Raw genomic sequence first — 21,194 nt, 5'->3', positions numbered from 1 at the left:
GCTGACCTCCATTACTACAAAACCTCCCGCCTATTTCTCCTTTTTACAGAAAACGGGGCGCCCAAATGAGACGCCCCGCCTGCAAAGGGGATTTTCTCAAAGAAGAGAACCTCCCCGCAACAAGTGCTGATTATTTGCCAAACTGCGCATACTCGTCCGCATTGGCCGGCGGAACAATTTCGCCATTCTTGATTTTTTCTTCCACTTCGAGCGCCGCATTGTAGGTTTCGTCGCCCATCAGGGAATGCTCCTCCGGAATGCCGACTGCATCCTCGGTGAGGCCATAGGTGTATGTCTGGCCGCCAATCTCTTTTCCTTCGATGACTTCTTTGGAAACCGCGATGACCGCATTGTTGACCAACTTCATTGCAGAGGTCAGTACGTTTTCAGGCGCAAGATACGCCTGGTCACGGTCGACGCCAATGGCATATTTACCAGCATCCTTCGCCGCCTCAATGACCCCGACACCTGCGCCGCCGGCTGCATGGAACACGATGTCGCAGCCATCGGAGAACATCTTCGAAGCGATTGCCTTGCCCTTCGAAGCATCGGTAAAGCTCTCTGCATACTGTACATCCACTGTGATGGTCTTGCCGAGTTCCTCAGACGCATAATCCACACCAGCCTGGAAGCCATACTGGAACTGATCGATGATGTCGCTCGTCACGCCGCCGACAAAACCGACCTTACCGGTCTCTGTCGTCTTCCCTGCAATGTAGCCGACCACAAACGATGGCTCCTGTGCGCGGAACATCACACCTGCCACATTGTCCGGCATAGTCGCTTCATCATATCCATTATCAATAATTGCATACTGGATATCCGGGTTCGCTGTTGCTGCAATGCCAATGGCATCCGCCATTGCAAAACCAACGCCCCAGATCAACTGGGCTTCATCGTCTGCAGCCTTATCAAGGTTGGTCGCATAATCCGCTTCCTGCTTAGATTCAATGTAATTCACGTCCGCGCCCATCTCATCCTTCAACGTTTGCAGGCCTTCCCAAGCGGACTGGTTAAAGGACTGATCGTTGACACCGCCGGTATCCGTGACCATGCGGATCTTGATGCCGCCTTCTGGTGTGGTCTCTCCGTCCTGGGTGCCCTCGGTGGAATTGGTGGGCTGGAAGCCTCAGGGGTGTTGGAATCGTTGCCCGAGCCGCAGGCAGTGGCTGAAAACGCCATCATACCGGCCAACAGAAAAGCCAATAATTTCTTCATCAAATATTCCTCCTAAACTTTCTTTCAGATTTATGATCCTCGTCCATTCAATCATAAAGAACCGGATGGACGTTTGACCCATACTTATTCTGCAATCGCCAGCGCAATCTCCATCATTTCACGGAAACTGGTTTGCCGCTCTTCTGCGGTAAGGGATTCTCCGGTAAATGGGCAATCCGAAATGGTCAGTAGACAAAGTGCCTTTTTTCCCGCGCATGCCGCATTCATATACAACGCCGCAGATTCCATCTCAACTGCAAGCACGCCCATCTTTTTCCAAGCGGAGAGCGCATTCGGATCATCCCCATAGAAAGTGTCCGAAGAGAGGACGTTTCCGACCACTGTTTTGATGTTGTGCTCCTGTGCAAACTGGACTGCCTTCTGTGCAAGACCGAAATCTGCAATTGGTGCAAAGGTTCCCGGCAAGCGATACTGAGCGCCATAGTTGGAATCCGTACAGGCACCGATTCCGACGACAACGTCCCGCACATGGACATTATCCGCAATTCCGCCAGCGGAACCAATGCGAATGATGTTCTCTACGTCATAAAAATGATAGAGCTCATACGAATAGATCCCTATGGATGGCATCCCCATTCCGCTGCCCATTACGGAGACACGCTTGCCTTCATAGGTCCCCGTATAGCCCAACATGTTGCGCACCGTGTTAAAGCATACCGGATTTTCCAGATACGTTTCTGCGATGAATTTTGCACGAAGCGGGTCCCCCGGCATTAAAACCGTCTTGGCAATATCGCCGGGCTTAGCCGCGTTGTGCGGAGTCGGTGTTTTAGCCATTTCTCATTCTCCTGTTCTGTACAGCCTGTCCACTTTGAAAAGAAAGCCCGCAAAGCCCCTTTTCAAATAGATTCTTGTCAAAAATCCTTCCGCCTTCCATCGAAAAAGGCGCTTTCCGGTTCTCTCAAATGGCGGCATGATTATCGAAAGGAAAGCGCTGCAAGAGCGGCCAGGAACATCGTCCTTCAGACCGCGCTGCCACTTTCCTCCTCAACGATTTAAAATTTCGTGCAAGCGAGATGTCCCGGTAATCTCCGATTTTACACCAAAGTAGTCCAAAATGGTCGCCCCAATGTCCGCAAAGGTTGGCAGCGTTCCCAAGTTTACGCCGGACTTTACCTTTGGCCCAGCAATGACCCAAGGAGTATATTCGCGGGAATGGTCTGTCGAAGGGGTGCTCGGATCACAGCCGTGATCTGCAGTAATCATCAGCAAGTCGTCCTCCCGCAACCCTGCTAAAATTTCTGGGATTGCCTGATCGACTGTTGTTAACCCCTTTGCATATCCCTCTACATCATTTCGATGGCCATACAACATGTCAAAATCCACCAGATTGATAAAGCAAAGTCCGTTAAAATCCCGCTTGGTCCATTCGATCGTCCGGGCAATTCCTTCATCGTTTCCGCCGGTTCGAATCGCCTCTGTGATTCCCCTGCCAGCAAAAATATCATAGATCTTTCCGATTGCAACTACATCAAATCCATTGTCAGAAAGCTGGTCCAACATAGTAGTGCTCGGTGGGAGCAACGAAAAGTCATGCCGGTTTGTCGTCCGGGTATAATGGGGGTATTCCCCTGTAAACGGCCGTGCAATGACACGTCCAACGCTATGTTCCCCAGTCAGAAGTTTACGTGCAATCTGGCAATACCGGTACAGCTCTTCGACTGGAACCACGGACTCATGCGCCGCAATTTGGAATACACTGTCCGCAGAAGTATACACGATCAATGCGCCAGTCTCCACATGCTCTTTTCCATAATCTTTAATGACTTCTGTTCCAGAATACGGTTTGTTGCAGAGCACCTTCCGCCCTGTCTGGCTGCTAAATGCATCCAGCAGCTCCTTTGGAAATCCATCCGGATAGGTTGGCAGCGGCTTGGGGGATGCGATTCCCGCGATTTCCCAATGACCAATGGTGGTATCCTTTCCCTTTGAGACTTCGGTCATCCGGGCGAATGCTGCCGATGGATGATCTACAGCGGGACGGCACTCGACGCCATCAATATTAAAAAGTCCTAACTTCTGCATGTTCGGCATGGAGAAATACGAACTGGTCGATGCAGCAGCCAATGTATTGCTACCAGCATCCCCATATTGGGCAGCATCTGGCATTTCCCCGATTCCTACACTATCCAATACCATCAAAAAGACACGTTTCATGTTACACCTCCCGTAAGGTTTCTATCATAATGTTAAAATACGCACACAATTTCGTTAATTTTATTATAATACATTCTTCCAGATTTGGCTATCATTTTACAAGAAAAATTTTGGATTTCCGCAAACTTCGACATTTTGGGATTGCCGGTAAAAGCTTCTGGTCTCATTCTTGACCTCTGTACTATTTCTAAACTTATGATACTTCTTATTCTTTTAAGGATTTGTTTCAATTATTTTTAGCACTCTTTCTTATCGAGTGCTAAAATTAATAATTTGTTCGTAAATTTGCAAAATATTTTTCATAACCGGTCTCTATACTAAAAAGCGTAGAAAGCAAGAGAGCCTGAATGACTAGAAAGAAGGTGGTTCGCTTGAAAAAAGACTTTCTTGCAGAACCAGCAAGCATAAATAGATTTTGGTAAAAACAATCGATACTTTTAAGGGGGTTTTGACTTATGTTTGATCTGATTCCTTTTGAACACAAAAACAACGACTTGTTCCGTTATTTGGATGATATGGAGCGTGCTTTCTTTGGTGGAAATGTGGATATTGCTCCTTGCAAAACCGATATTGTCGATGAGGGTTCCCGTTATGTATTAAAAGCAGATTTGCCCGGCTTCCAAAAAGAGGATATTCACCTCGATATCGAAGGCGACCGTTTGACTATCTCCGCCGAACATTCGGAAGAGCAGAAAAGCGAGGACGATAAGAATCATTACATCCGTCGGGAAAGACGGTATGGATCGATGAGCCGTAGCTTTGACATTTCTTCAATCGATGCAGAACACATCACAGCCAAATTTGAAGATGGCGTACTGGAATTGAACCTCCCCAAAAAGCAGGCAACCGTTCCCACAAACCATCGGATTGAAATTGAATAATCCTGCAAATCCTATTATGTGACGATGCAAACCATAAAACGGAGGGCTTTATCATGTTCGACTGGATTCCTTTTGAACAGACATCCAATCATCTGTTCCATTCCCTTGACCCAATGAATCGTGCGTTCCTTCCTAAAGCGAAAGAAAACACGGTCCCCTGTAAGACTGACATCATCGATCAAGACAACCGGTACCTGTTGCGTATTGACCTGCCGGGAGTTAAGAAGGAGAATATTCACATCGAGATGAAGGGCGACGATTGCTTGACCATCTCGGCACAATGCGGCGCAGAGGCGCCAATGGATAGTAGCCATTATATCCGTCGGGAAAGGTATTCCGGTTTGATGTGCCGCAGTTTTGATGTATCCACTGTGGATGTTCGAGGAATCAAAGCCAAATATGAAAACGGTGTGTTGGAGTTAACTTTGCCAAAGAAGCAAGCCTCCGTTTCTTCGAATCGCCGCATCGAAATTCATTAATTTTCCTCAGTTTTCTTTTTTATGGGCTGATCTCTTGGTAGGTCAGCCCTTTTTCTTTTGCTGGTATTTCCTATGGAACTGGTATATAATAGATACCATTCCATCAAAAAACGGAGGAATAACCTATGTTAAATATCGGATGCCATCTATCCTCTGCAAAGGGATATTTGCACATGGGCAAAGAAGCTCTTTCTATCGGCGCCAACACTTTTCAATACTTTACACGGAATCCGCGCGGAAGCAAAGCAAAGGCGGTCAACCTCACAGACATCGCTGCATTGAATGAGCTGATCTCGCAGGAACACTTTGTCACCCTTGTTGCACATGCGCCCTATACGCTCAACCTCTGTTCTGCAGATGAAGGCCTACGGGATTTTGCAATACAAGCCATGACCGAAGATCTCGCTACGATGGAATATCTCCCTGGAAACCTGTACAATTTCCATCCGGGTAGCCATGTAAAACAAGGAGCGGAGACCGGAATCCGTTTAATCGCTGAGGGGCTAAATCGTATTCTTCACCCAAACCTGCATACAACCGTCCTTTTAGAGACCATGGCGGGCAAGGGAAGTGAAGTTGGCCGTAGCTTTCAGGAATTGCGTGCCATTCTCGACCGCGTAGAGCTTGCCGAAAAAATGGGGATCTGCCTGGATACTTGCCATGTCTTCGATGCCGGGTATGATATTGTCGATCGTCTGGACGAAGTTTTGGAGGAGTTCGACCGGGTAATTGGCCTCGAACGACTGCGAGCTATACATTTAAACGATAGCTTAAATCCTTGTGGCAGTCACAAAGACCGCCATGCAAAAATTGGACAAGGTCACATCGGCCTGCCTGCGTTGACAAGGATTATCAATCATCCAAAGCTGCGAAACCTTCCCTTTGAGCTGGAAACTCCAAACGATCTCGAGGGTTACCAAGCAGAAATACATTTATTGCGAGAAGCATTTCAAGAACTTTAAAGGCCCTGCTGTTTCTGTATCAGGGTCTGTATCAACCTACCATATTCATTCTGCTCTCATTTGAATAGCGGTGATCGACACAAAACCATTGCTTTTGAAGCAAGACTGTGTTATAATAATTACCGTTATTTGCCGCTGTGGCGGAATTGGCAGACGCAAGGGACTTAAAATCCCTCGGTGGCAACACCGTACCGGTTCGATCCCGGTCAGCGGCACCAGGCTGAGCTTGGACGTTCATCACGTCCAAAGCTCAGTTTTCTTTTTTCGCCTTTAACAACACCGGACAAAAGGAGGGAATGGAAACCATGATTAGCAAAAGTCAAGTGGTGGTCCGTTATGCTGAAACCGATCAGATGGGGATTGCGCACCACGCAAATTATCCCATCTGGTACGAAATTGCCCGAACAGACCTCATCAAAAATATTGGTATGACGTATTCGGAAATGGAGCATATGGGTGTGATGACACCGTTGGTGGAACTCGGTTGTCGGTACATTGGTACAGCCCATTATGAGGACATCCTGACTGTTGAAGCCTCCATTGCAGAGTTAAGCCCTGCGCGCATCCGTTTTTCCTACCGTATTTTCAAAGAAGGAGAGGACAAGCCCATCAATACCGGGTTCACACTCCACGCCTGGGTGAACGCAAAAACCTTCCGGCCATTCAGTATGAAAAAACATTATCCCGACCTCTATCAAAAGATGGAGTCTATGATGGAAACAGATAAAAAATAATAATGGTTAAAAAATCGCCCTCTCCTGCCGTGGACTATTTCCACAGTGGAGAGGGCTTCTTCATACAACTTATCCCCAAAAAGCGAGCAATCGCAAATGAGCTAACAAATTTTAGCTGGCAGATTTCATATGCAAGCGTAAGCGGTCGCTAATCATCGCAATAAATTCTGAATTGGTTGGCTTTCCGCGCGTATTGTGGATGGTATACCCAAAATAGCTGTTGAGAATATCAACATCGCCACGATCCCAGGCAACTTCGATAGCATGTCGGATTGCGCGTTCTACACGGGAACTGGTTGTTTCATATTTTTTCGCAACACTTGGATAGAGCTGTTTGGTCACTGCATTGATAATCTCTGGCGTTTCGATTGCCATGATGATGGAGTCACGCAAATAATGGTATCCTTTGATATGGGCAGGTACACCAATCTGATGCAGAATTTCGGTCACCTGGATTTCCAACGACGGCTGCGATTCCTGCTGAATTGCGCCCTCTGTCAGGCCAACAATTTGTACGATACGTTCTGCAAGTTCGGATGCATTAAACGGTGAGACCGCAAAATACGCAGCGCCGGATGTCATCACTTCACGCTCTAATGTGGGACTGGTAAAATTGGAAATAATTACAAACAATGGTTTTTGATGTCCCAATTTTTCCGACGCATGCATCACTCCAATGCCATCTAGACGGGGCATAAAAAGATCTGCAAGTACAACATCTGGGTGCATTGCTTCGATTTTCTCCAGCAATTTTACTCCGTCTTTCTGCGTATAAGTCAATTCCATCCCGGATTCCTCCAGAACATGGCCGTATTCTTGCTGAAATTCTACGCTGTCATTTGAAACCAATACCTTTAACCGCTTTTCCATATGAAATCCCCCTAATAGATTGATTGTACGGTTATAATACCATATATTGGTAAAATTGGCAATAGCTTGTAAAAATATTTTTCTTATTAGGGGGAAATATACTCAGGAAACATCTGTTTAGGCTGCCTGCATTTCTACTTCAGCCGACACACTTTGGCAGGTGCCGAGCATATTCTCCGCAAAAATACCATATCCGCGTGTCGGATCGTTGACAAAAACGTGGGTTACTGCTCCCACCAATTTACCATCCTGAACGATCGGGCTTCCACTCATTCCCTGTACAATACCGCCAGTTGCATTTAAAAGGTCAGAATCTGTGATTCGTAGGACCATATTTTTGCTGCTCTCCGTATCATGATAACTGATTTTTTCAATAACTGCGTCGTAATATTGAGGTTCTCCGCCGTCAACTGTAGTCAAAATTTGTACTGGGCCGGTTTGAACCTCTTGTTTCATCGCTACTTGGACAATTTCTCCTGTCAACTTCTGTTCTTCTACAGCGTTGTCCTTTAATTGCCCATAAACCCCTTGGTCCAGGTTGGCATGCAGGGTTCCCATAGGAATATCCGTATTAAAATATCCTCGAAGTTCTCCGGGAGCGCCCTTTTGCCCTTTGACAACACCATTAATTGTGACCGGAACGATCTCGCCATTTCGCAATGGCATCAATTCTGTGGTATCCGTATCACATATTCCATGTCCTAGACCTGCAAATTCTTGTGTTGTTGGATCATAAAAGGTCAGTGTGCCAATTCCCGCTGTACTGTCGCGAACCCAAAGTCCCGCCTTATAGGTCCCATCTACTTTCGAGCGAACCGGAACCAGTGTTGTCTCCATAGACTCCTGTTCCCGCAGGAATGCAATCTTTACCGGTTGTCCGGCACTTTTTTCGATTGTCTGCGCGATCTCTTCATTTCGATTCACCGGATGTCCATTAAGAGACGTTATAATATCCCCTGCTTGGAGGCCTGCGATCGTCCCTGGATTCACTGTCTCATTCTCTCCCTGAATCTCTGCGACGCCGACAATCATCACACCGTTGGTAAACATTTTAATGCCAAATGGAGTTCCACAGAGCGCTACATCCTGCTCATCCACAACGTTGACATGCACGGTTTTGACTGGAAACGTATGAAAAAGCATCAATTCTGCGCGATAACTCTCATTTGAAGAGGTGTCCGTCCCTGCTGGCAACTCATCTTCTACAGAAGGTTCCTTAAGGGAAATCAACTGGGAATTCCATTGCAACTGTGAGCCTCGCGTCACATGATATTCATCCGGGGTAAAATAACGCGCAACGCTGACCATGCTCAGTAGAAGTCCTGTCGTCACAGTCAGCGCTAAAACCGCATATTTTCCATATTTTTTTCCAGATGGTCTCATCGGTCTCACCTCCTTCTATGCCGTCTGCCGGTCAATTCTGAACCGGCATCTCTTACTTTTCCTCATTGCATCAATTTTATTTTAGCAATATTCCTTTATACCGTCACAATCTGGCAAAAGACTACAAATTCTCAGCATTCTTAGGAGGCTCCTGGGGAAGATTGCTTTCTTCGGAAAGAGAAGGCATAAAAAAGCAACTGTCATTTCACGGAAAATCCGCCCAATAACAGCTGCCTCTTTTTAAAAAAATTTAAAATAATTTTATATAAGCCTTACAGTAAAGGCAAAAACACGGCACTCGCCCGGGTCCAGTACATTTAAGTGACGTTTGTGTGTAAATACATCATCCTCGTCCGTCGCAGTTGCGCAACCTGCCCACGGCTCTAAAGCAACAAATGGAGCCTCCCCCAGAGCAGACCAAATTCCCAGCATCGGATACCCGGAGAAATCCATCTCGATTCCATGTCCGGAAATCCGGTTTACCACCTGCACCGTCCTGGATTGAAGCGCATCAAAAACCAAGGCATCGTTGACAAACAAATCGTGCCGTAGGGCGATTTCCCGTTCCCCTCGCAGGACCTCACGGCGATTGTTAAAATCGATAAGACCCGTTTGGAGGTCTATGGTTGGGCAGACCGCATGCTCTTCTTTTTCGAACAAAATAATGTAATCTTCAAAGCGTTCTCCCGGCATTACTGGACACCGGAATCCCGGATGTCCCCCTATTCCAAACGGAAGGCACTCCTCTCCTCGGTTAAAAACCGTAAATTCGGTTGTCAGTCCATTTTCCACCAAACGGTAAGTCACCCGCAGTTCAAACGCAAATGGATAGATCGCTTTGGTTTCTTCCGAATCTTTGAGTGAGTAGGTGACATAATTGGCGCCAGAATCCAGCACCACATGCTCCATATTCCGCGCAAATCCATGGCGTTTGAATGCATAGGGCTTTCCCTTGATGACAGTTGTCCCGTTTCGAACATTCCCAACCGTAGGAAACAAAATCGGCGCACGGCTACTCCAATAAGCAGGATCACCCTGCCAAAGGTATTCCACACCCTCCGCATTTTTTAAACTCATCAATTGTGCACCAAGAGATTCCACTTCTGCACACGCTGTTTTGTTTTGAATGGTTGTACGCATCATTTTCCTCCTTTCTAAAAATACATCTGTAAAGCGTTCCCAGCTCTTTCGAGCATATCCTGTCCAGACTATTGTATCATTCCTATACGGAAACCGCAACGTTTCTTTGCTTTGTTTTCAGCATCGATTTTTTACGCGCTAGGTTATTTTCATATGGGTCTTTCATAATGCCTTTTGTCGAGGAGGAAAAGGATACAACAATCGAAAACCGTTCTAAATATATCTTCTTAATGATACGATCCGGTTGAGATGCCTTATGATTTTATGGCGCCTGTCCTTATGAATCGCTGTCTCTATAAATATCTGCAGCGTATTTATAGAAACATTCTTATAAGCGAAGATCCCGGCTTCCTGCTGGAATGTATCCCCTGAGAGAATCCTACTCTCGCCCAATGCTGTTAAGTTAAACCTTTATCACCACTTTGAAAGCCACATAAATCCATGCAAAAAATGTTTTGATATTTCTATGTTGTTTCCTGTTCCTTCCGGTATTAATCGATTAAATTCCATAAATGTACTTCCTATATCGATTCCGATATTTGTAGACAACTTCATTATAACACTGACTTTTTGAAATCGCCCCATTATCTGGATGGATTTGGACATAAAAATGAACCCCCGCCGTTCAGGGGATATCGGACAAATCCGTCCCCAAATGGCGGAGGTCAAGCTTAACATAATGGTATTATGTCTGTACCAGAACTCTTTCTGAATTGCTATTTTAGTTCCCGTTTCACCTTCATTTTTTTATAGACAACAATCCCGATGTAAAGCAGTAAAAATGCTGCTAAAACCGCCACCAGGGTGGCCGTGTCCCCTGGACCGCCCATTTTGACTTCTGCCCAGAGGGAATCCAACAGCAAACTGGTTTCCTCTGGCAAATTGACAAAAACCTCTGAATGATCCAAAATTTCCTGCGGTGGATAAAAAATTGGATTCTCTACGGTCTTCCTCCGGTAAAAGTTCTTTTGCCGCAGATTCTGGAGTAGAATAGCCGATATAATCCATATTTGCAGCAGCAATCTCGGGATCACATAAGAAGTTGATATACTCCTCAGCTTCCTTTTTTATGCGCTGCACCTTTTGGAATACACAGCGCGTCTACAAAAAAGTTTGTGCCTTCTTTTGTTGGTATGGAAAATCCAATATTGGGATTATCAGCTACCAATGTGGCAGCATCCCCTGCATAATAGGGTGCAAGCCATGCATCTCCATTTGCCATTTTATCAAATATTTGATCCATTACATACGCTTGCACCAGAGGTTTTTGTTCCTTCAACAACATGGCAGCCTCCTGCCATTCACGTTCATCAGTAGAATTGAAGGAATAGTTCAAAATTTTCTGCGCAATTCCAAAGGAGTCCCTTGGATTGTCAAACATCAAAATTTTCCCTGCATATTTCTCATCCCACAGGATTCTCCAACTATTGACCTCTTCGGTGACATAATTCTTATTATAAAAGATTCCCACAACCCCCCAAGTGTACGGAACAGAATACTCATTGGTCGGGTCGTAATCCGGATTGCGATACTGCTCATCAATGTACTGAAAGTTTGGAATGTTGTCAAAGTCAAGTTTCTCCAAAAAACCTTCGTCTTTGAGTTTCGAAACCATATAGTCCGACGGCACAATGACATCGTAGTTGGCGCCGCCTCCAGCCAGTTTGGAATAGAGGGACTCGTTTGTGTCAAACGTTGTATAATTCACATCAATGCCTGTACGCCGGGTAAACTCTGCGTTGACATCAATCGTCCCTTCTACACCATTGGATATATATTCGCCCCAATTGTAAACATTGATGGTGACGCCACGCTTCGGCGCGGCTGGCTCTTCCTCTTCGGCAGCTCCCGCAGAAGCCGGTACGCCCACAACCAGCAACATCGCTGTCATCAGGGCCATGAAACGTCTCTTCCAGCTCACTGGCTCAGCCCCCCTTTCTCTCCTGCACGCGCTTGTCTTTTGCCTGACGCAGGTTGACAATCACCAGCAGAAGCAATACTGCTACAAACAGCAATGTCGAAAGCGCATTGATCTCCGGACTCACACGTTTCCGCGTCATGGAATAGATATAGATTGGCAGGGTCTGAGTCGTTCCACTTGTAAAATAGCTGATGATAAAATCATCAATCGAGAGGGTAAAAGCCATAATCATCCCTGTGACAATGCCCGGCATAATCTCCGGAAGCACCACCTTAAAGAATGCCCTTCTCGGATTACAGCCTAAATCCTGTGCCGCTTCATAAAGATGCGGGTCCATCTGGCGGAGCTTTGGCAGGACGGACAGGACAACATATGGCAAACAAAAGGTAATGTGCGCCAAGATCAGCGAGAGCATTCCGAGGGACAATCCCCCAGACTTTGCGCAACAAACACAAACAACAGCATCAAAGATACGCCTGTAACAATTTCCGGATTGACCATCGGAAGGTTTGTCACATTCATCATCATACGGCGAACCCATTTATTGCGTATTCCGTTGAGACCAATGGCTGCAATTGTACCAAGAACCGTCGCTACTGCTGCTGCTATAATGGCAATAATCAGTGTATTTTTCAGTGCTTCCATAATCATGCGATCCTCAAACAAGCGATTGTACCACCGCATGGAAAAGCCTGAAAATACAGAGCGGCTCATCGTATCCGAATCATTAAAGGAAAAAATAATCAACACAAAGATCGGCGCATAAAGAAACAGAAACATGAGGAAGGTATATACTTTCGATGCAACTTTCATATCATCAGCCCTCCTCCGCGCGTTTCGCCGTCGTCAAACTGATTCATAATCCCCATACAGATCAAAATCAGAACCATCAGAACCAGTGAGATGGCGGAACCCAAATTTGGATTGTACGCACTTCCGAGGAATTGCATATCGATCAAGTCGCCGATCAGCAGATTGGAACCGCCGCCCAACATTTTGGAAATAATGAAGGTACTTACCGCAGGAACAAATACCATTGTAATACCCGAAATGACGCCGGGCATACTGAGCGGAAAGATCACCTTCATAAAAACGCGGCGCTGATTCGCTCCAAGATCTTGAGCTGCTTCGATTACAGAATGATCCATTTTAGCCAGAGCTGAGTACAAAGGCAAAATCATGAATGGAATATAATTGTAAACCATTCCCAATACCACCGCACCGGCTGTATTAATCATGTGGAGTTTTGGCAGCCCCAAAGAAGCAATCACGGTGTTGATAACACCATTATCCTCCAACAACGTCATCCATGCATAAGTGCGAAGCAAAAAATTCATCCACATCGGCAGCATGACCAACATAATCAGCACACTTTGTGCACGCGCACCTGTGTGCGAAATAATGTAGGCAAGCGGATACCCCAATACCAAGCAGATCACCGTCGCAATTGCCCCCAACCAAATAGAGCGCAAAAAGACATTGGAGTATTGCCCGACAGCCATAATATTGTCCAGAGTAAAGTGGCCGCTTTTATCTGTAAAAGCGAAGACTACCACAAGGATCATCGGAACAACGATGAAGATCGTCATCCAAATTCCATAGGGTACGGAAGCGGTTTTAGATTTCATCCTCTTTTTTTGCCTCCTCCCTCTGCGAGGCGAGAATATCCTCGTCCATCTCGTCACTGAATGTGCTATAATCTCCAAATTTACCGGAATATTCCGACTTCTTCATGATATGGATATCATCCGGCTGCAGCAGCAGGCCGATCTTGCTTCCCTCCTCCTGGAAGTCGGTTGATTGAATCATCCATTTAAAGCCCTTGACATCCACAATGATTTCATAATGGACGCCCTTAAACGTTACGCTGGTCACCAAACCGGAGAGTGGACTCTCCCCCGGCGCCACCACATCGATATCCTCCGGACGGATTACCACGTCCACAGGTTCATTTTTTGTAAAGCCTTTGTCAACACAGCGGAATTTCTGTCCTGCAAATTCGGCCAGGTAATCGTCCAACATCACGCCGTCCAGAATATTGCTCTCTCCAATAAAGTCCGCTACAAACGCATTTTTCGGCTCATTGTAGATGTCTCGCGGCGAGCCGATCTGCTGAATTTCGCCCTTATCCATGACGACAACCGTGTCTGACATGGAAAGAGCTTCTTCCTGATCGTGTGTGACAAAAATGAAAGTGATACCGGTCTGTTGCTGAATCTTTTTGAGCTCGACCTGCATGTCCTTGCGAAGCTTGAGATTCAACGCCCCCAGCGGCTCATCCAAAAGCAACACCTTGGGGTTGTTTGCCAATGCACGAGCAATGGCGACACGCTGCTGCTGTACCGCCAGAAAGAAGGTTGACATTGCGGTGTGCAAAACCATTCAGATTGACCAAATTCAGCATTTCCTTGACAGTCGACTGAATTTCCTTTTCGCTCTTACCGTGTACACGCATTCCAAACGCCACATTATCGTAGACATTTAAATGTGGGAAGAGCGCATACTTTTGGAAAATCGTATTGACCTCTCGTTTGTGCGGTGGTACATCGTTGATTCTTTTGCCATTGAAAAAGACATCGCCCTTGTCTGGATTGACAAAGCCTCCTACAATCCGCAGAGTCGTGGTTTTTCCGCACCCCGACGGACCCAAAAGAGTGACAAATTCGCCCCCTTGGATGCTGAGGTTAAAATCCTTCAGCACGGCCTCGCCATCAAACGAAACGGCGATGTTTTTCAATTCGATGATTGGTGTTTCTCCCATTTTAATGTGCATCCCCTTTGCGGTGAAATTCGTCGCGTGAAAGCCGGCTCGGTTTGGGCAACCGAATTCCGTGTTAAACGCAATCGCAGCCGCGCCGTCACCATTGCCCTCCGCAAAGGATTTTTCACAATCAGAATTGACTGCGGCAATGAAGCGAGGCTGACTCATCGGGAAACGGCTGGTAATCATACCTTTTCCCTCCGGCATGTACAAGTCTCCAGAGTCGGCCAATCTCATTTCACATGGCCATCTCTATCGACATTTCCCATCGCCGTATTAGATGCAAACGCAACGAATCTAATATAGTAGTAAAACCGCCATTTGTCAATATATTATTGCATTTTTCTGCAAAAATCGTGTATTTTTTTAAATTATCTTTTTGATTCCTCAAAATTTCTCCGGTTTTCTTGTGTATCCTTTCAGAACTTCCTTTTGGAATCTGAACATAATGTTAATAAATCCAACCAATCATAAACAAGCAAAAAGGCTGCACACAAAAAGTGTACAGCCCAAGGAATTTTCTTTTTTCAGGTAATCACAGTTGAATGATAATCAGATTTAAGATCACTACTGCTGTCAAAAAACTTGCTTATAAAAAGCATTTCTTTCCAAACAAATCAATTTATAAAAGTATTTTTCTAATGATTCCATAGTAGACCACTATAAAGAGGTAAAACTTATACGATTTCAAAAAAGTTTAGTAAAAACAATTAAACCGGGTACAACTTGTACCCGGTTCTTCTGGTCGAGGTGAGAGGATTTGAACCTCCGGCTTCTACGTCCCGAACGTAGCGCTCTACCAAACTGAGCCACACCTCGATGGCTGCGGAAGAAGGATTCGAACCCTCACAAACAGAGTCAGAGTCTGCCGTGCTACCATTACACAATTCCGCAATATTAAGTTGTCCTCGACCGCATTCTGAAAGAAGCTCCAGAGCGAATCGCCTTGACTATTATATGACAACGTTTCAAAAAATGCAAGCCTTTTTTTAAAAAAAATGGAAAAAAATTTTTCATCCTGTTTTCACAGATACATAAAAATACTTTCAGCCGATTTTCTGCCTAGAATGACTTGTGGTCAAGTGCACGAATCACACTTGGCCACAACTGACATTCAGCTTTGTTCGAACGCGCATTAAGCGATAGATCTGAAGCATTTCCGCCAAGGCGCAAACCTTATCTGCGGCATTGACAACAAACGATTCCTTATACTTAGGAATCTTCCGCAACGTCAATGGCCACATATGTTTTAAAATAATATCCTGTTCGAGTTCCGTCAACTCGCAGATTTTACTGGCGTTGCACAAAGCCGCCTCTGGATGGGTAAAGCCATGCCACCCCTGATGGCTACCTTTTTCGTGCCAATCATAGAGAAACAAATCGTGCAGGAGACCGCCCCGAGCAGCTGCGTGAAAATCCCAACCAAAACGCCGGCAAATCAAAAAGCTAACATATGCAACAAAAACACAATGCTCAAAACAATTTATATCCACATGTTGGTTGACATCCCGCATAGCCTGCACACTCGGCGTATCAATGAGATCTGCGATACACGACTGAAATAGTAAACGGTTGCCGCTATCCCACATAGAACATGCACTCCTTTTTCAAACCACAAATTATGTGTGAGTAGTTTTATTATACTACAGCGAGATATAAAAAAGCCACTGATTTTTGCCGATTCTCTTTACACAATTTTTTCCAAACTGGGAAGCCCTTGCCAAACCCTGTTATTCAAACTAAAATAGAACTATCGACGAAACGTAGGAGGAGAACCATTTATGAAAGCAGTCGTCCAAAGAGTCAGGCAGTCCAGTGTCTCCATCGATGGAAAAACCGTCGGGGAAATCCAATGCGGATTGATGGTTTTGCTCGGTGTGACCGATGTAGACACCGAACAAGAATGTGATTACCTTGCAGATAAAATTGCCGGCCTTCGCATTTTCGAAGATGATACAGGAAAAATGAACCGTTCCCTGTTGGATATACAGGGGGAAATGCTGATTGTGTCCCAGTTTACCCTGTGTGCCGATTGCCGAAAAGGCCGCCGGCCATCGTTTATCCGTGCAGCAAAACCCGAAACGGCGATTCCCCTCTACAACCGCTTTATTGCACAAATACAGGCGCGGGGAATTCGCACAGCTACCGGTGAATTTGGAGCAGATATGTTGGTCTCCATCGAAAACGACGGCCCTGTCACCATCCCGCTGGATACGGAGGAAATCATGCCCAAAGGAAAGTGACCCTATCCGAAATAGACAAATTTTATGTAGCATTTGTACATGCTATTGACTTTTTGTTCGAAACTTGGTAGAATGAAACAAATCTTCCAATCCCAAGGGCGCTTCCCGCGGGTGAGGATCTAAAAACACAGATACGTTCTGATTTACGAGGGGCTTTCCCGAGAAAGAAGGCGGTTGTTATGACTGAAAAATCAGGGTAGCTCGCGCTTTTTTGCGCGGAGCTTTTTGACTGTTTGGGAGGAACCAATATGGAAAAACGGGTTGCGTTGATTGGCATTGTCGTGGAAGATATGAACAATGTGGAATCGCTCAACCATATTCTACACGAATATGGCGACTATATCATCGGACGTATGGGAATTCCTTATCGCAGCCGAGGGATTTCTATCATCAGCGTGGCTGTGGATGCGCCGATGAACATCATCAGCACTATTTCTGGGAAGCTGGGCATGCTAAAAGGCCTCAGTGTGAAAACCATCTATTCAAAGGCTGGGCAGACAGAATGACCTATACACGTAAACAACTCGAAACGTTCCTGGCATTGGAGGATTTCCAGGAAATCTACGCACAAGCCGATGCATTGCGTGCGGAAACAGTCGGCGATATTGTGCACATTCGCGCATTGCTGGAATTTTCCAACCATTGTAAACGCCTGTGTTGTTATTGCGGTCTCAATGCCACGGATAAAAATCTCCCCCGGTTCCGTATGGACCCTCGGGACATGATTTCCACAGCCCAAGAGGCCTGCCAGGCGGGTTACAAAACCATTGTTCTCCAATCGGGAGAAGACCCCTGGTATACGCCGGATATGATCGGTGAGGTCGTCAAACAGATCAAAAAGACTGGAATGGCTGTTACTTTGAGTTGTGGCGAGCATCCCGAATCCGTTTACCAGTACTGGCGCGACTGTGGCGCGGACCGGTATCTCCTCGAGCATGAAACGTCTGACCCAAAATTGTATGCCACGCTTCATCCGGACAGCTCATTGGAAGCACGGGTTGCGTGCCTGCGCAGCTTAAAACGGATCGGCTATGAAACCGGCGGCGGATTTATGATTGGCCTGCCAGGGCAAACGCTCTCCACCATCGCCGGAGACCTGCTTCTCCTGCAAGAGATTGGATGTGATATGGCTGGCATCGGCCCCTTTATCCCCCATCCGGACACACCGCTCCGGGAAGCGACTCCTGGCAGCACAGAGTTGACAAAGCGGGCAGTCGCATTGGCACGTTTGCTGTTGCCGCGGGCGAATTTGCCTGCGACAACGGCTCTTGGCGTATTGGATGACGCACAAAAAGAAAATGTATTTTCTTGTGGGGCCAATGTCATCATGCGAAAGGTCACGCCAAATAACTTAAAAAAACTCTATCAGATCTATCCGGCGGCCTTTTCCGACGTTGACATCCGCACTGGCCGCCTTGAGACCGAAGCGGAAATCCGTTCGCTGAACCGAACCCCTGTATAAATTTTATAACTCTGTATGGACTTTGACGGATTGAAAGGAAGAATGAACGATGTATAATCCAAAATCACCCATTGCGACTGAATTTATTGACGATGAAGAAATTCGCGATACCCTCCGCTATGCGGAAGAAAATAAGGACAACCTGGAATTGGTTAACCGCCTCATCGACAAGACCGATGAACTCAAAGGATTGACGCATCGCGAGGCGGCTGTCCTGCTCGCCTGTGAAGACAAAGACGCATTGGAACGCATCTTTGCACAGGCCACAAAAATTAAGCAGGAGTTTTATGGCAACCGTATTGTGATGTTTGCACCGCTGTATCTCTCTAATTACTGCGTAAATGGTTGTACTTACTGTCCGTACCATAAGAAAAACGGTCATATCGCACGCAAGAAGTTGACCCAGGATGAAATCCGCCGGGAAGTGATCGCCCTGCAGGATATGGGTCATAAGCGTTTGGCCTTGGAAACCGGCGAGGAGCCCTGTCAACAATCCAATCGAAGACGTATTCGGAGAGTATCAAAACCATCTATTCCATCAAACATAAAAATGGCGCAATCCGCCGTGTCAACGTCAATATCGCTGCCACAACAGTGGAAAATTACCGCAAACTAAAGGAAGCGGGTATCGGCACATACATCCTATTTCAGGAAACCTACAACAAAGAACAATACGAAAAATTACACCCCACAGGTCCGAAGAGTAACTATGCCTACCACACAGAGGCGATGGACCGTGCTATGCAGGGCGGCATCGATGATGTGGGTTGCGGCGTTCTGTTTGGTTTGAACCTGTACCGTTATGACTTTGTCGGCCTTCTGATGCACGCTGAAACATCTGGAAGCCGTCTATGGGGTGGGACCTCATACGATCAGTGTTCCCGCTTGCGCAACGCCGACGACATCGATGTAAGCGATTTTAGCAACGCGATTTCGGACGAGCTGTTCCAAAAAATCGTCGCCATTTTGCGTATTGCTGTCCCGTACACGGGAACTCATCGTCTCTACGCGCGAATCGCAGCGCACCCGCGCAATGGTCATCAAGTATGGAGTGTCCCAGATCAGCGGCGGTTCCCGCACCAGTGTGGGCGGCTATGCGGAAGAGGACCGCATGGAGGAAGGACTCTGCCCAATTTGAAGTCAGCGACCACCGGACACTGGATGAAGTGGTCAACTGGCTGTTGAAGCTGGGATATACTCCTGGCTTCTGCACAGCATGTTGCCGCGCAGGACGCACAGGCGACCGCTTTACTGAGCCGTCGTGAAAGCTGGGCAGATCAAACTTACTGCTGCCTCCCCAAATGCTTTGATGACTCTAAAGGAATATGCAGAAGATTATGCCAGCCCTGAAACCAAGCAATTGGCCTTAGAGATGATCGATAAAGAGGTGCAGACGATCCCGAACGACAAGGTTCGGGAAATCGCACTCAAAAATCTCCATGGCCTTGACGAAGGGCTTCGCGATTTTCGCTTCTGATGCAAATCGAATTCGGAATACACCCAACATGGGCTGGTCCGAAAGGATTTTCGGAGTTCATTTCGGCAGAGTACCGGTTCTTCGTTCGATTCCCCCAAGTGGAGGAATTCTTTTCGTCCGAAGAGCCAGCTCTACAGCGGAGAAACCTGCATATTCTTTAGGAGGATTCTATGAACGATCTCAATCAAACGCCCAATGCCAATCGTCTGCATATCGCAATCTACGGCAAGCGCAACAGCGGCAAATCTTCGCTGATTAACGCATTGACAAACCAGGATGTAGCGCTCGTATCCGACATTGCGGGCACTACGACAGACCCCGTCTATAAAGCAATGGAAGTACGCGGATTGGGCGCCTGTGTTTTTATTGACACTGCCGGCTTTGACGATGAGGGGGAATTGGGCGAACTACGCATACAAAAGACGCGCCAAACCCTCCCAAAGGCCGACATTGCGATTCTGCTATTCAGCAATCCGGATTTTTCCATGGAAAAATCCTGGCTGGAAATACTCAAAACCAACGGTGTTCCGGTCATCGCCGTTGTGAATAAGAGCGATCTTCGGGACCCGAAACCTTTGATGGAACATATTCAGAAGGACCTTTCCCTTTCTCCAATTGCGGTCAGCGCGATAGATCGCACCGGAATCCCCGCTCTTCTGGCTGAACGTCACACGTGCGCTTCCCGGAAGGGTATGGCGCACAGAGCATCACTGGCCGTTTGGTCAAAGAGGGTGATGTGGTCATGTTGGTGATGCCTCAAGACAGCGAAGCGCCTAAAGGACGCTTGATTCTTCCACAGGTACAGACCATCCGCGATCTGCTGGACAATCGCTGTATCTCCATCAATGTAACACCGGAGACGATGGAGGGTGCTCTGGCCGCACTGAAAACGCCGCCACAGCTGATCATTACGGATTCTAAGCCTTTCGTGTAGTCTATGAGAAGGCGCCTAAAGAAAGTAAGTTGACTTCTTTTTCTGTGCCATTTGCCGCATACAAAGGCGATTTGGATGCTTATGTGCGCGGCGCACAAGTGGTAGAACAACTAAATGAGCATTCTCATGTGTTAATCGCAGAAGCTTGCACGCACGCTCCGTTGAGCGAGGATATCGGAAGGGTTAAGATTCCCAACCTATTGCGCAAAAAATACGGCAAAAACATGGACATTCAGATTGTAAGCGGTGGAGATTTCCCTGAAGATCTCTCATCGTACGATTTGATCGTCCATTGTGGAGGCTGGAATGTTTAACCGCAAATATCTTCTTTCGCGCATTGCGCGCGCGGAAGACGCACAGGTGCCGATCACCAATTACGGTGTTTTACTTGCAAAGCTAAATGGTATTCTCGACCATATCACACTGTGATTTTGATGAAGCGGCGCACGAAAAACGCGAAAGCGTTTCACGATAAATGCGAAACTCACACGAGTATGGAAGTCGTTCGGGTTAATATCGGTTTTTACATACCGGTCAGGCGGCAAGAAAAA

24 protein-coding genes, 3 tRNA genes and 2 pseudogenes are annotated in these 21,194 nt (G+C 46.6%); 15 read left to right on the top strand and 14 right to left on the bottom strand.

What is annotated here, in order from left to right:
* Positions 1 to 130: 130 nt before the first annotated feature.
* From ACGCCZ_RS05735 to ACGCCZ_RS05725, 3 genes are all read right to left on the bottom strand, one after another.
* Positions 131 to 1,054 (bottom strand): BMP family ABC transporter substrate-binding protein, encoded by a 924-nt coding sequence (locus tag ACGCCZ_RS05735; protein WP_152918373.1) that lies wholly within the window; start codon positions 1,052 to 1,054, stop codon positions 131 to 133.
* 248 nt (positions 1,055 to 1,302) lie between these two features.
* On the bottom strand, positions 1,303 to 2,016 hold the full coding sequence (deoD, locus tag ACGCCZ_RS05730; RefSeq protein WP_054324234.1) for a purine-nucleoside phosphorylase: 714 nt from the start codon (positions 2,014 to 2,016) through the stop codon (positions 1,303 to 1,305).
* A gap of 210 nt (positions 2,017 to 2,226) precedes the next feature.
* Complete coding sequence (locus tag ACGCCZ_RS05725) at positions 2,227 to 3,396, bottom strand: phosphopentomutase (protein WP_054324233.1); 1,170 nt, start codon at positions 3,394 to 3,396, stop codon at positions 2,227 to 2,229.
* Between the two features lie 455 nt (positions 3,397 to 3,851).
* On the opposite strand from ACGCCZ_RS05725, the gene ACGCCZ_RS05720 reads away from it, so the two are divergent.
* From ACGCCZ_RS05720 to ACGCCZ_RS05700, 5 genes are all read left to right on the top strand, one after another.
* Complete coding sequence (locus ACGCCZ_RS05720; protein ID WP_054324232.1) at positions 3,852 to 4,277, top strand: Hsp20/alpha crystallin family protein; 426 nt, start codon at positions 3,852 to 3,854, stop codon at positions 4,275 to 4,277.
* 53 nt (positions 4,278 to 4,330) lie between these two features.
* On the top strand, positions 4,331 to 4,756 hold the full coding sequence (locus tag ACGCCZ_RS05715) for an Hsp20/alpha crystallin family protein (RefSeq protein WP_054324231.1): 426 nt from the start codon (positions 4,331 to 4,333) through the stop codon (positions 4,754 to 4,756).
* Positions 4,757 to 4,881: 125 nt separating this feature from the next.
* Positions 4,882 to 5,718 (top strand): deoxyribonuclease IV, encoded by an 837-nt coding sequence (locus ACGCCZ_RS05710; protein ID WP_411655529.1) that lies wholly within the window; start codon positions 4,882 to 4,884, stop codon positions 5,716 to 5,718.
* Positions 5,719 to 5,849: 131 nt separating this feature from the next.
* A tRNA-Leu gene (locus tag ACGCCZ_RS05705) sits at positions 5,850 to 5,936 on the top strand.
* Between the two features lie 78 nt (positions 5,937 to 6,014).
* On the top strand, positions 6,015 to 6,452 hold the full coding sequence (locus ACGCCZ_RS05700; RefSeq protein WP_411655528.1) for an acyl-CoA thioesterase: 438 nt from the start codon (positions 6,015 to 6,017) through the stop codon (positions 6,450 to 6,452).
* A gap of 111 nt (positions 6,453 to 6,563) precedes the next feature.
* Here ACGCCZ_RS05700 and spo0A read toward each other — a convergent pair whose 3' ends face one another.
* From spo0A to ACGCCZ_RS05645, 11 genes and pseudogenes are all read right to left on the bottom strand, one after another.
* Positions 6,564 to 7,322 carry a sporulation transcription factor Spo0A gene (gene spo0A / locus ACGCCZ_RS05695; RefSeq protein WP_054324229.1) on the bottom strand — a complete coding sequence of 253 codons (759 nt, stop codon included), beginning with the start codon at positions 7,320 to 7,322 and terminating at the stop codon, positions 6,564 to 6,566.
* A 117-nt stretch (positions 7,323 to 7,439) separates the two neighbouring features.
* Positions 7,440 to 8,705, bottom strand: coding sequence for a SpoIVB peptidase (gene spoIVB / locus ACGCCZ_RS05690; RefSeq protein ID WP_411655527.1), 1,266 nt, complete (start codon positions 8,703 to 8,705; stop codon positions 7,440 to 7,442).
* A gap of 261 nt (positions 8,706 to 8,966) precedes the next feature.
* Positions 8,967 to 9,845 (bottom strand): aldose 1-epimerase family protein, encoded by an 879-nt coding sequence (locus ACGCCZ_RS05685; RefSeq protein ID WP_054324227.1) that lies wholly within the window; start codon positions 9,843 to 9,845, stop codon positions 8,967 to 8,969.
* 716 nt (positions 9,846 to 10,561) lie between these two features.
* Positions 10,562 to 10,879 (bottom strand): hypothetical protein, encoded by a 318-nt coding sequence (locus ACGCCZ_RS05680; RefSeq protein WP_411655526.1) that lies wholly within the window; start codon positions 10,877 to 10,879, stop codon positions 10,562 to 10,564.
* Between the two features lie 20 nt (positions 10,880 to 10,899).
* Complete coding sequence (locus tag ACGCCZ_RS05675) at positions 10,900 to 11,766, bottom strand: polyamine ABC transporter substrate-binding protein (protein WP_411655525.1); 867 nt, start codon at positions 11,764 to 11,766, stop codon at positions 10,900 to 10,902.
* A 4-nt stretch (positions 11,767 to 11,770) separates the two neighbouring features.
* A pseudogene (locus tag ACGCCZ_RS05670) lies at positions 11,771 to 12,579 on the bottom strand (ABC transporter permease).
* Positions 12,576 to 13,394 (bottom strand): ABC transporter permease, encoded by an 819-nt coding sequence (locus tag ACGCCZ_RS05665; protein ID WP_054324252.1) that lies wholly within the window; start codon positions 13,392 to 13,394, stop codon positions 12,576 to 12,578. The pseudogene ACGCCZ_RS05670 and the gene ACGCCZ_RS05665 overlap by 4 nt, the downstream one beginning before the upstream one ends.
* Positions 13,384 to 14,527: pseudogene (gene potA, locus ACGCCZ_RS05660) on the bottom strand (spermidine/putrescine ABC transporter ATP-binding protein). The gene ACGCCZ_RS05665 and the pseudogene potA overlap by 11 nt, the downstream one beginning before the upstream one ends.
* Before the next feature lie 742 nt (positions 14,528 to 15,269).
* Positions 15,270 to 15,346: transfer RNA gene (locus tag ACGCCZ_RS05655), tRNA-Pro, on the bottom strand.
* Between the two features lies 1 nt (position 15,347).
* Positions 15,348 to 15,421, bottom strand: a tRNA-Gln gene (locus tag ACGCCZ_RS05650).
* Between the two features lie 197 nt (positions 15,422 to 15,618).
* The gene (locus ACGCCZ_RS05645; protein ID WP_054324224.1) at positions 15,619 to 16,116 is read right to left on the bottom strand and encodes an HD domain-containing protein; all 498 of its coding nucleotides are present in this window, start codon (positions 16,114 to 16,116) and stop codon (positions 15,619 to 15,621) included.
* Positions 16,117 to 16,308: 192 nt separating this feature from the next.
* Between ACGCCZ_RS05645 and dtd the strand changes: the two genes are divergently transcribed.
* From dtd to ACGCCZ_RS05595, 10 genes are all read left to right on the top strand, one after another.
* Positions 16,309 to 16,770 (top strand): D-aminoacyl-tRNA deacylase, encoded by a 462-nt coding sequence (gene dtd / locus ACGCCZ_RS05640; RefSeq protein WP_054324223.1) that lies wholly within the window; start codon positions 16,309 to 16,311, stop codon positions 16,768 to 16,770.
* A 248-nt stretch (positions 16,771 to 17,018) separates the two neighbouring features.
* A complete protein-coding gene (locus tag ACGCCZ_RS05635; protein WP_054324222.1) occupies positions 17,019 to 17,276 on the top strand; it encodes a TM1266 family iron-only hydrogenase system putative regulator in 258 nt (85 codons plus the stop codon).
* Entirely contained in the window at positions 17,273 to 18,232 is a 960-nt protein-coding gene (gene hydE / locus ACGCCZ_RS05630; protein ID WP_411655524.1) for a [FeFe] hydrogenase H-cluster radical SAM maturase HydE, read from the top strand. Before ACGCCZ_RS05635 ends, hydE begins: the two co-directional genes overlap by 4 nt.
* Positions 18,233 to 18,281: 49 nt before the next feature.
* Positions 18,282 to 18,848: a radical SAM protein gene (locus tag ACGCCZ_RS05625; RefSeq protein ID WP_411655523.1), complete on the top strand. Its 567-nt coding sequence runs from the start codon at positions 18,282 to 18,284 to the stop codon at positions 18,846 to 18,848.
* Positions 18,827 to 19,417, top strand: coding sequence for a hypothetical protein (locus ACGCCZ_RS05620; RefSeq protein WP_411655522.1), 591 nt, complete (start codon positions 18,827 to 18,829; stop codon positions 19,415 to 19,417). Before ACGCCZ_RS05625 ends, ACGCCZ_RS05620 begins: the two co-directional genes overlap by 22 nt.
* 76 nt (positions 19,418 to 19,493) lie before the next feature.
* The gene (locus ACGCCZ_RS05615; RefSeq protein ID WP_411655521.1) at positions 19,494 to 19,709 is read left to right on the top strand and encodes a hypothetical protein; all 216 of its coding nucleotides are present in this window, start codon (positions 19,494 to 19,496) and stop codon (positions 19,707 to 19,709) included.
* 170 nt (positions 19,710 to 19,879) lie between these two features.
* Positions 19,880 to 20,461, top strand: a complete 582-nt coding sequence (locus ACGCCZ_RS05610) for a GTPase (protein ID WP_411655520.1) — start codon at positions 19,880 to 19,882, stop codon at positions 20,459 to 20,461.
* A complete protein-coding gene (locus ACGCCZ_RS05605; RefSeq protein WP_411655519.1) occupies positions 20,428 to 20,643 on the top strand; it encodes a hypothetical protein in 216 nt (71 codons plus the stop codon). The genes ACGCCZ_RS05610 and ACGCCZ_RS05605 overlap by 34 nt, the downstream gene beginning before the upstream one ends.
* A 44-nt stretch (positions 20,644 to 20,687) precedes the next feature.
* Positions 20,688 to 20,957, top strand: a complete 270-nt coding sequence (locus ACGCCZ_RS05600) for a hypothetical protein (RefSeq protein WP_411655518.1) — start codon at positions 20,688 to 20,690, stop codon at positions 20,955 to 20,957.
* A complete protein-coding gene (locus ACGCCZ_RS05595; RefSeq protein ID WP_411655517.1) occupies positions 20,950 to 21,072 on the top strand; it encodes a GTP-binding protein in 123 nt (40 codons plus the stop codon). The genes ACGCCZ_RS05600 and ACGCCZ_RS05595 overlap by 8 nt, the downstream gene beginning before the upstream one ends.
* Positions 21,073 to 21,194: the final 122 nt, after the last annotated feature.

The sequence above is a fragment of the Anaeromassilibacillus sp. SJQ-1 genome, from assembly GCF_046693725.1.
In the GTDB taxonomy this organism is placed as follows: Bacteria; Bacillota; Clostridia; order Oscillospirales; family Acutalibacteraceae; genus Anaeromassilibacillus.
The sequence above is the reverse complement of the archived record's forward strand: the minus strand, read 5'-3'. Positions and strand labels throughout refer to the sequence as shown.

Excerpts from the sequence above, each read along its gene's own strand:
- ACGCCZ_RS05610 (WP_411655520.1), top strand. The coding sequence starts at position 19,880 with ATGAACGATCTCAATCAAACGCCCAATGCCAATCGTCTGCATATCGCA.
- dtd (WP_054324223.1), top strand. The coding sequence starts at position 16,309 with ATGAAAGCAGTCGTCCAAAGAGTCAGGCAGTCCAGTGTCTCCATCGAT.
- ACGCCZ_RS05665 (WP_054324252.1), bottom strand. The coding sequence starts at position 13,394 with ATGAAATCTAAAACCGCTTCCGTACCCTATGGAATTTGGATGACGATC.
- spo0A (WP_054324229.1), bottom strand. The coding sequence starts at position 7,322 with ATGGAAAAGCGGTTAAAGGTATTGGTTTCAAATGACAGCGTAGAATTT.
- ACGCCZ_RS05635 (WP_054324222.1), top strand. The coding sequence starts at position 17,019 with ATGGAAAAACGGGTTGCGTTGATTGGCATTGTCGTGGAAGATATGAAC.
- ACGCCZ_RS05700 (WP_411655528.1), top strand. The coding sequence starts at position 6,015 with ATGGAAACCATGATTAGCAAAAGTCAAGTGGTGGTCCGTTATGCTGAA.
- ACGCCZ_RS05685 (WP_054324227.1), bottom strand. The coding sequence starts at position 9,845 with ATGCGTACAACCATTCAAAACAAAACAGCGTGTGCAGAAGTGGAATCT.
- ACGCCZ_RS05715 (WP_054324231.1), top strand. The coding sequence starts at position 4,331 with ATGTTCGACTGGATTCCTTTTGAACAGACATCCAATCATCTGTTCCAT.
- ACGCCZ_RS05710 (WP_411655529.1), top strand. The coding sequence starts at position 4,882 with ATGTTAAATATCGGATGCCATCTATCCTCTGCAAAGGGATATTTGCAC.
- ACGCCZ_RS05735 (WP_152918373.1), bottom strand. The coding sequence starts at position 1,054 with ATGGTCACGGATACCGGCGGTGTCAACGATCAGTCCTTTAACCAGTCC.
- ACGCCZ_RS05625 (WP_411655523.1), top strand. The coding sequence starts at position 18,282 with ATGTATAATCCAAAATCACCCATTGCGACTGAATTTATTGACGATGAA.
- deoD (WP_054324234.1), bottom strand. The coding sequence starts at position 2,016 with ATGGCTAAAACACCGACTCCGCACAACGCGGCTAAGCCCGGCGATATT.
- ACGCCZ_RS05720 (WP_054324232.1), top strand. The coding sequence starts at position 3,852 with ATGTTTGATCTGATTCCTTTTGAACACAAAAACAACGACTTGTTCCGT.
- spoIVB (WP_411655527.1), bottom strand. The coding sequence starts at position 8,705 with ATGAGACCATCTGGAAAAAAATATGGAAAATATGCGGTTTTAGCGCTG.
- ACGCCZ_RS05595 (WP_411655517.1), top strand. The coding sequence starts at position 20,950 with ATGTTTAACCGCAAATATCTTCTTTCGCGCATTGCGCGCGCGGAAGAC.
- ACGCCZ_RS05725 (WP_054324233.1), bottom strand. The coding sequence starts at position 3,396 with ATGAAACGTGTCTTTTTGATGGTATTGGATAGTGTAGGAATCGGGGAA.
- ACGCCZ_RS05645 (WP_054324224.1), bottom strand. The coding sequence starts at position 16,116 with ATGTGGGATAGCGGCAACCGTTTACTATTTCAGTCGTGTATCGCAGAT.
- hydE (WP_411655524.1), top strand. The coding sequence starts at position 17,273 with ATGACCTATACACGTAAACAACTCGAAACGTTCCTGGCATTGGAGGAT.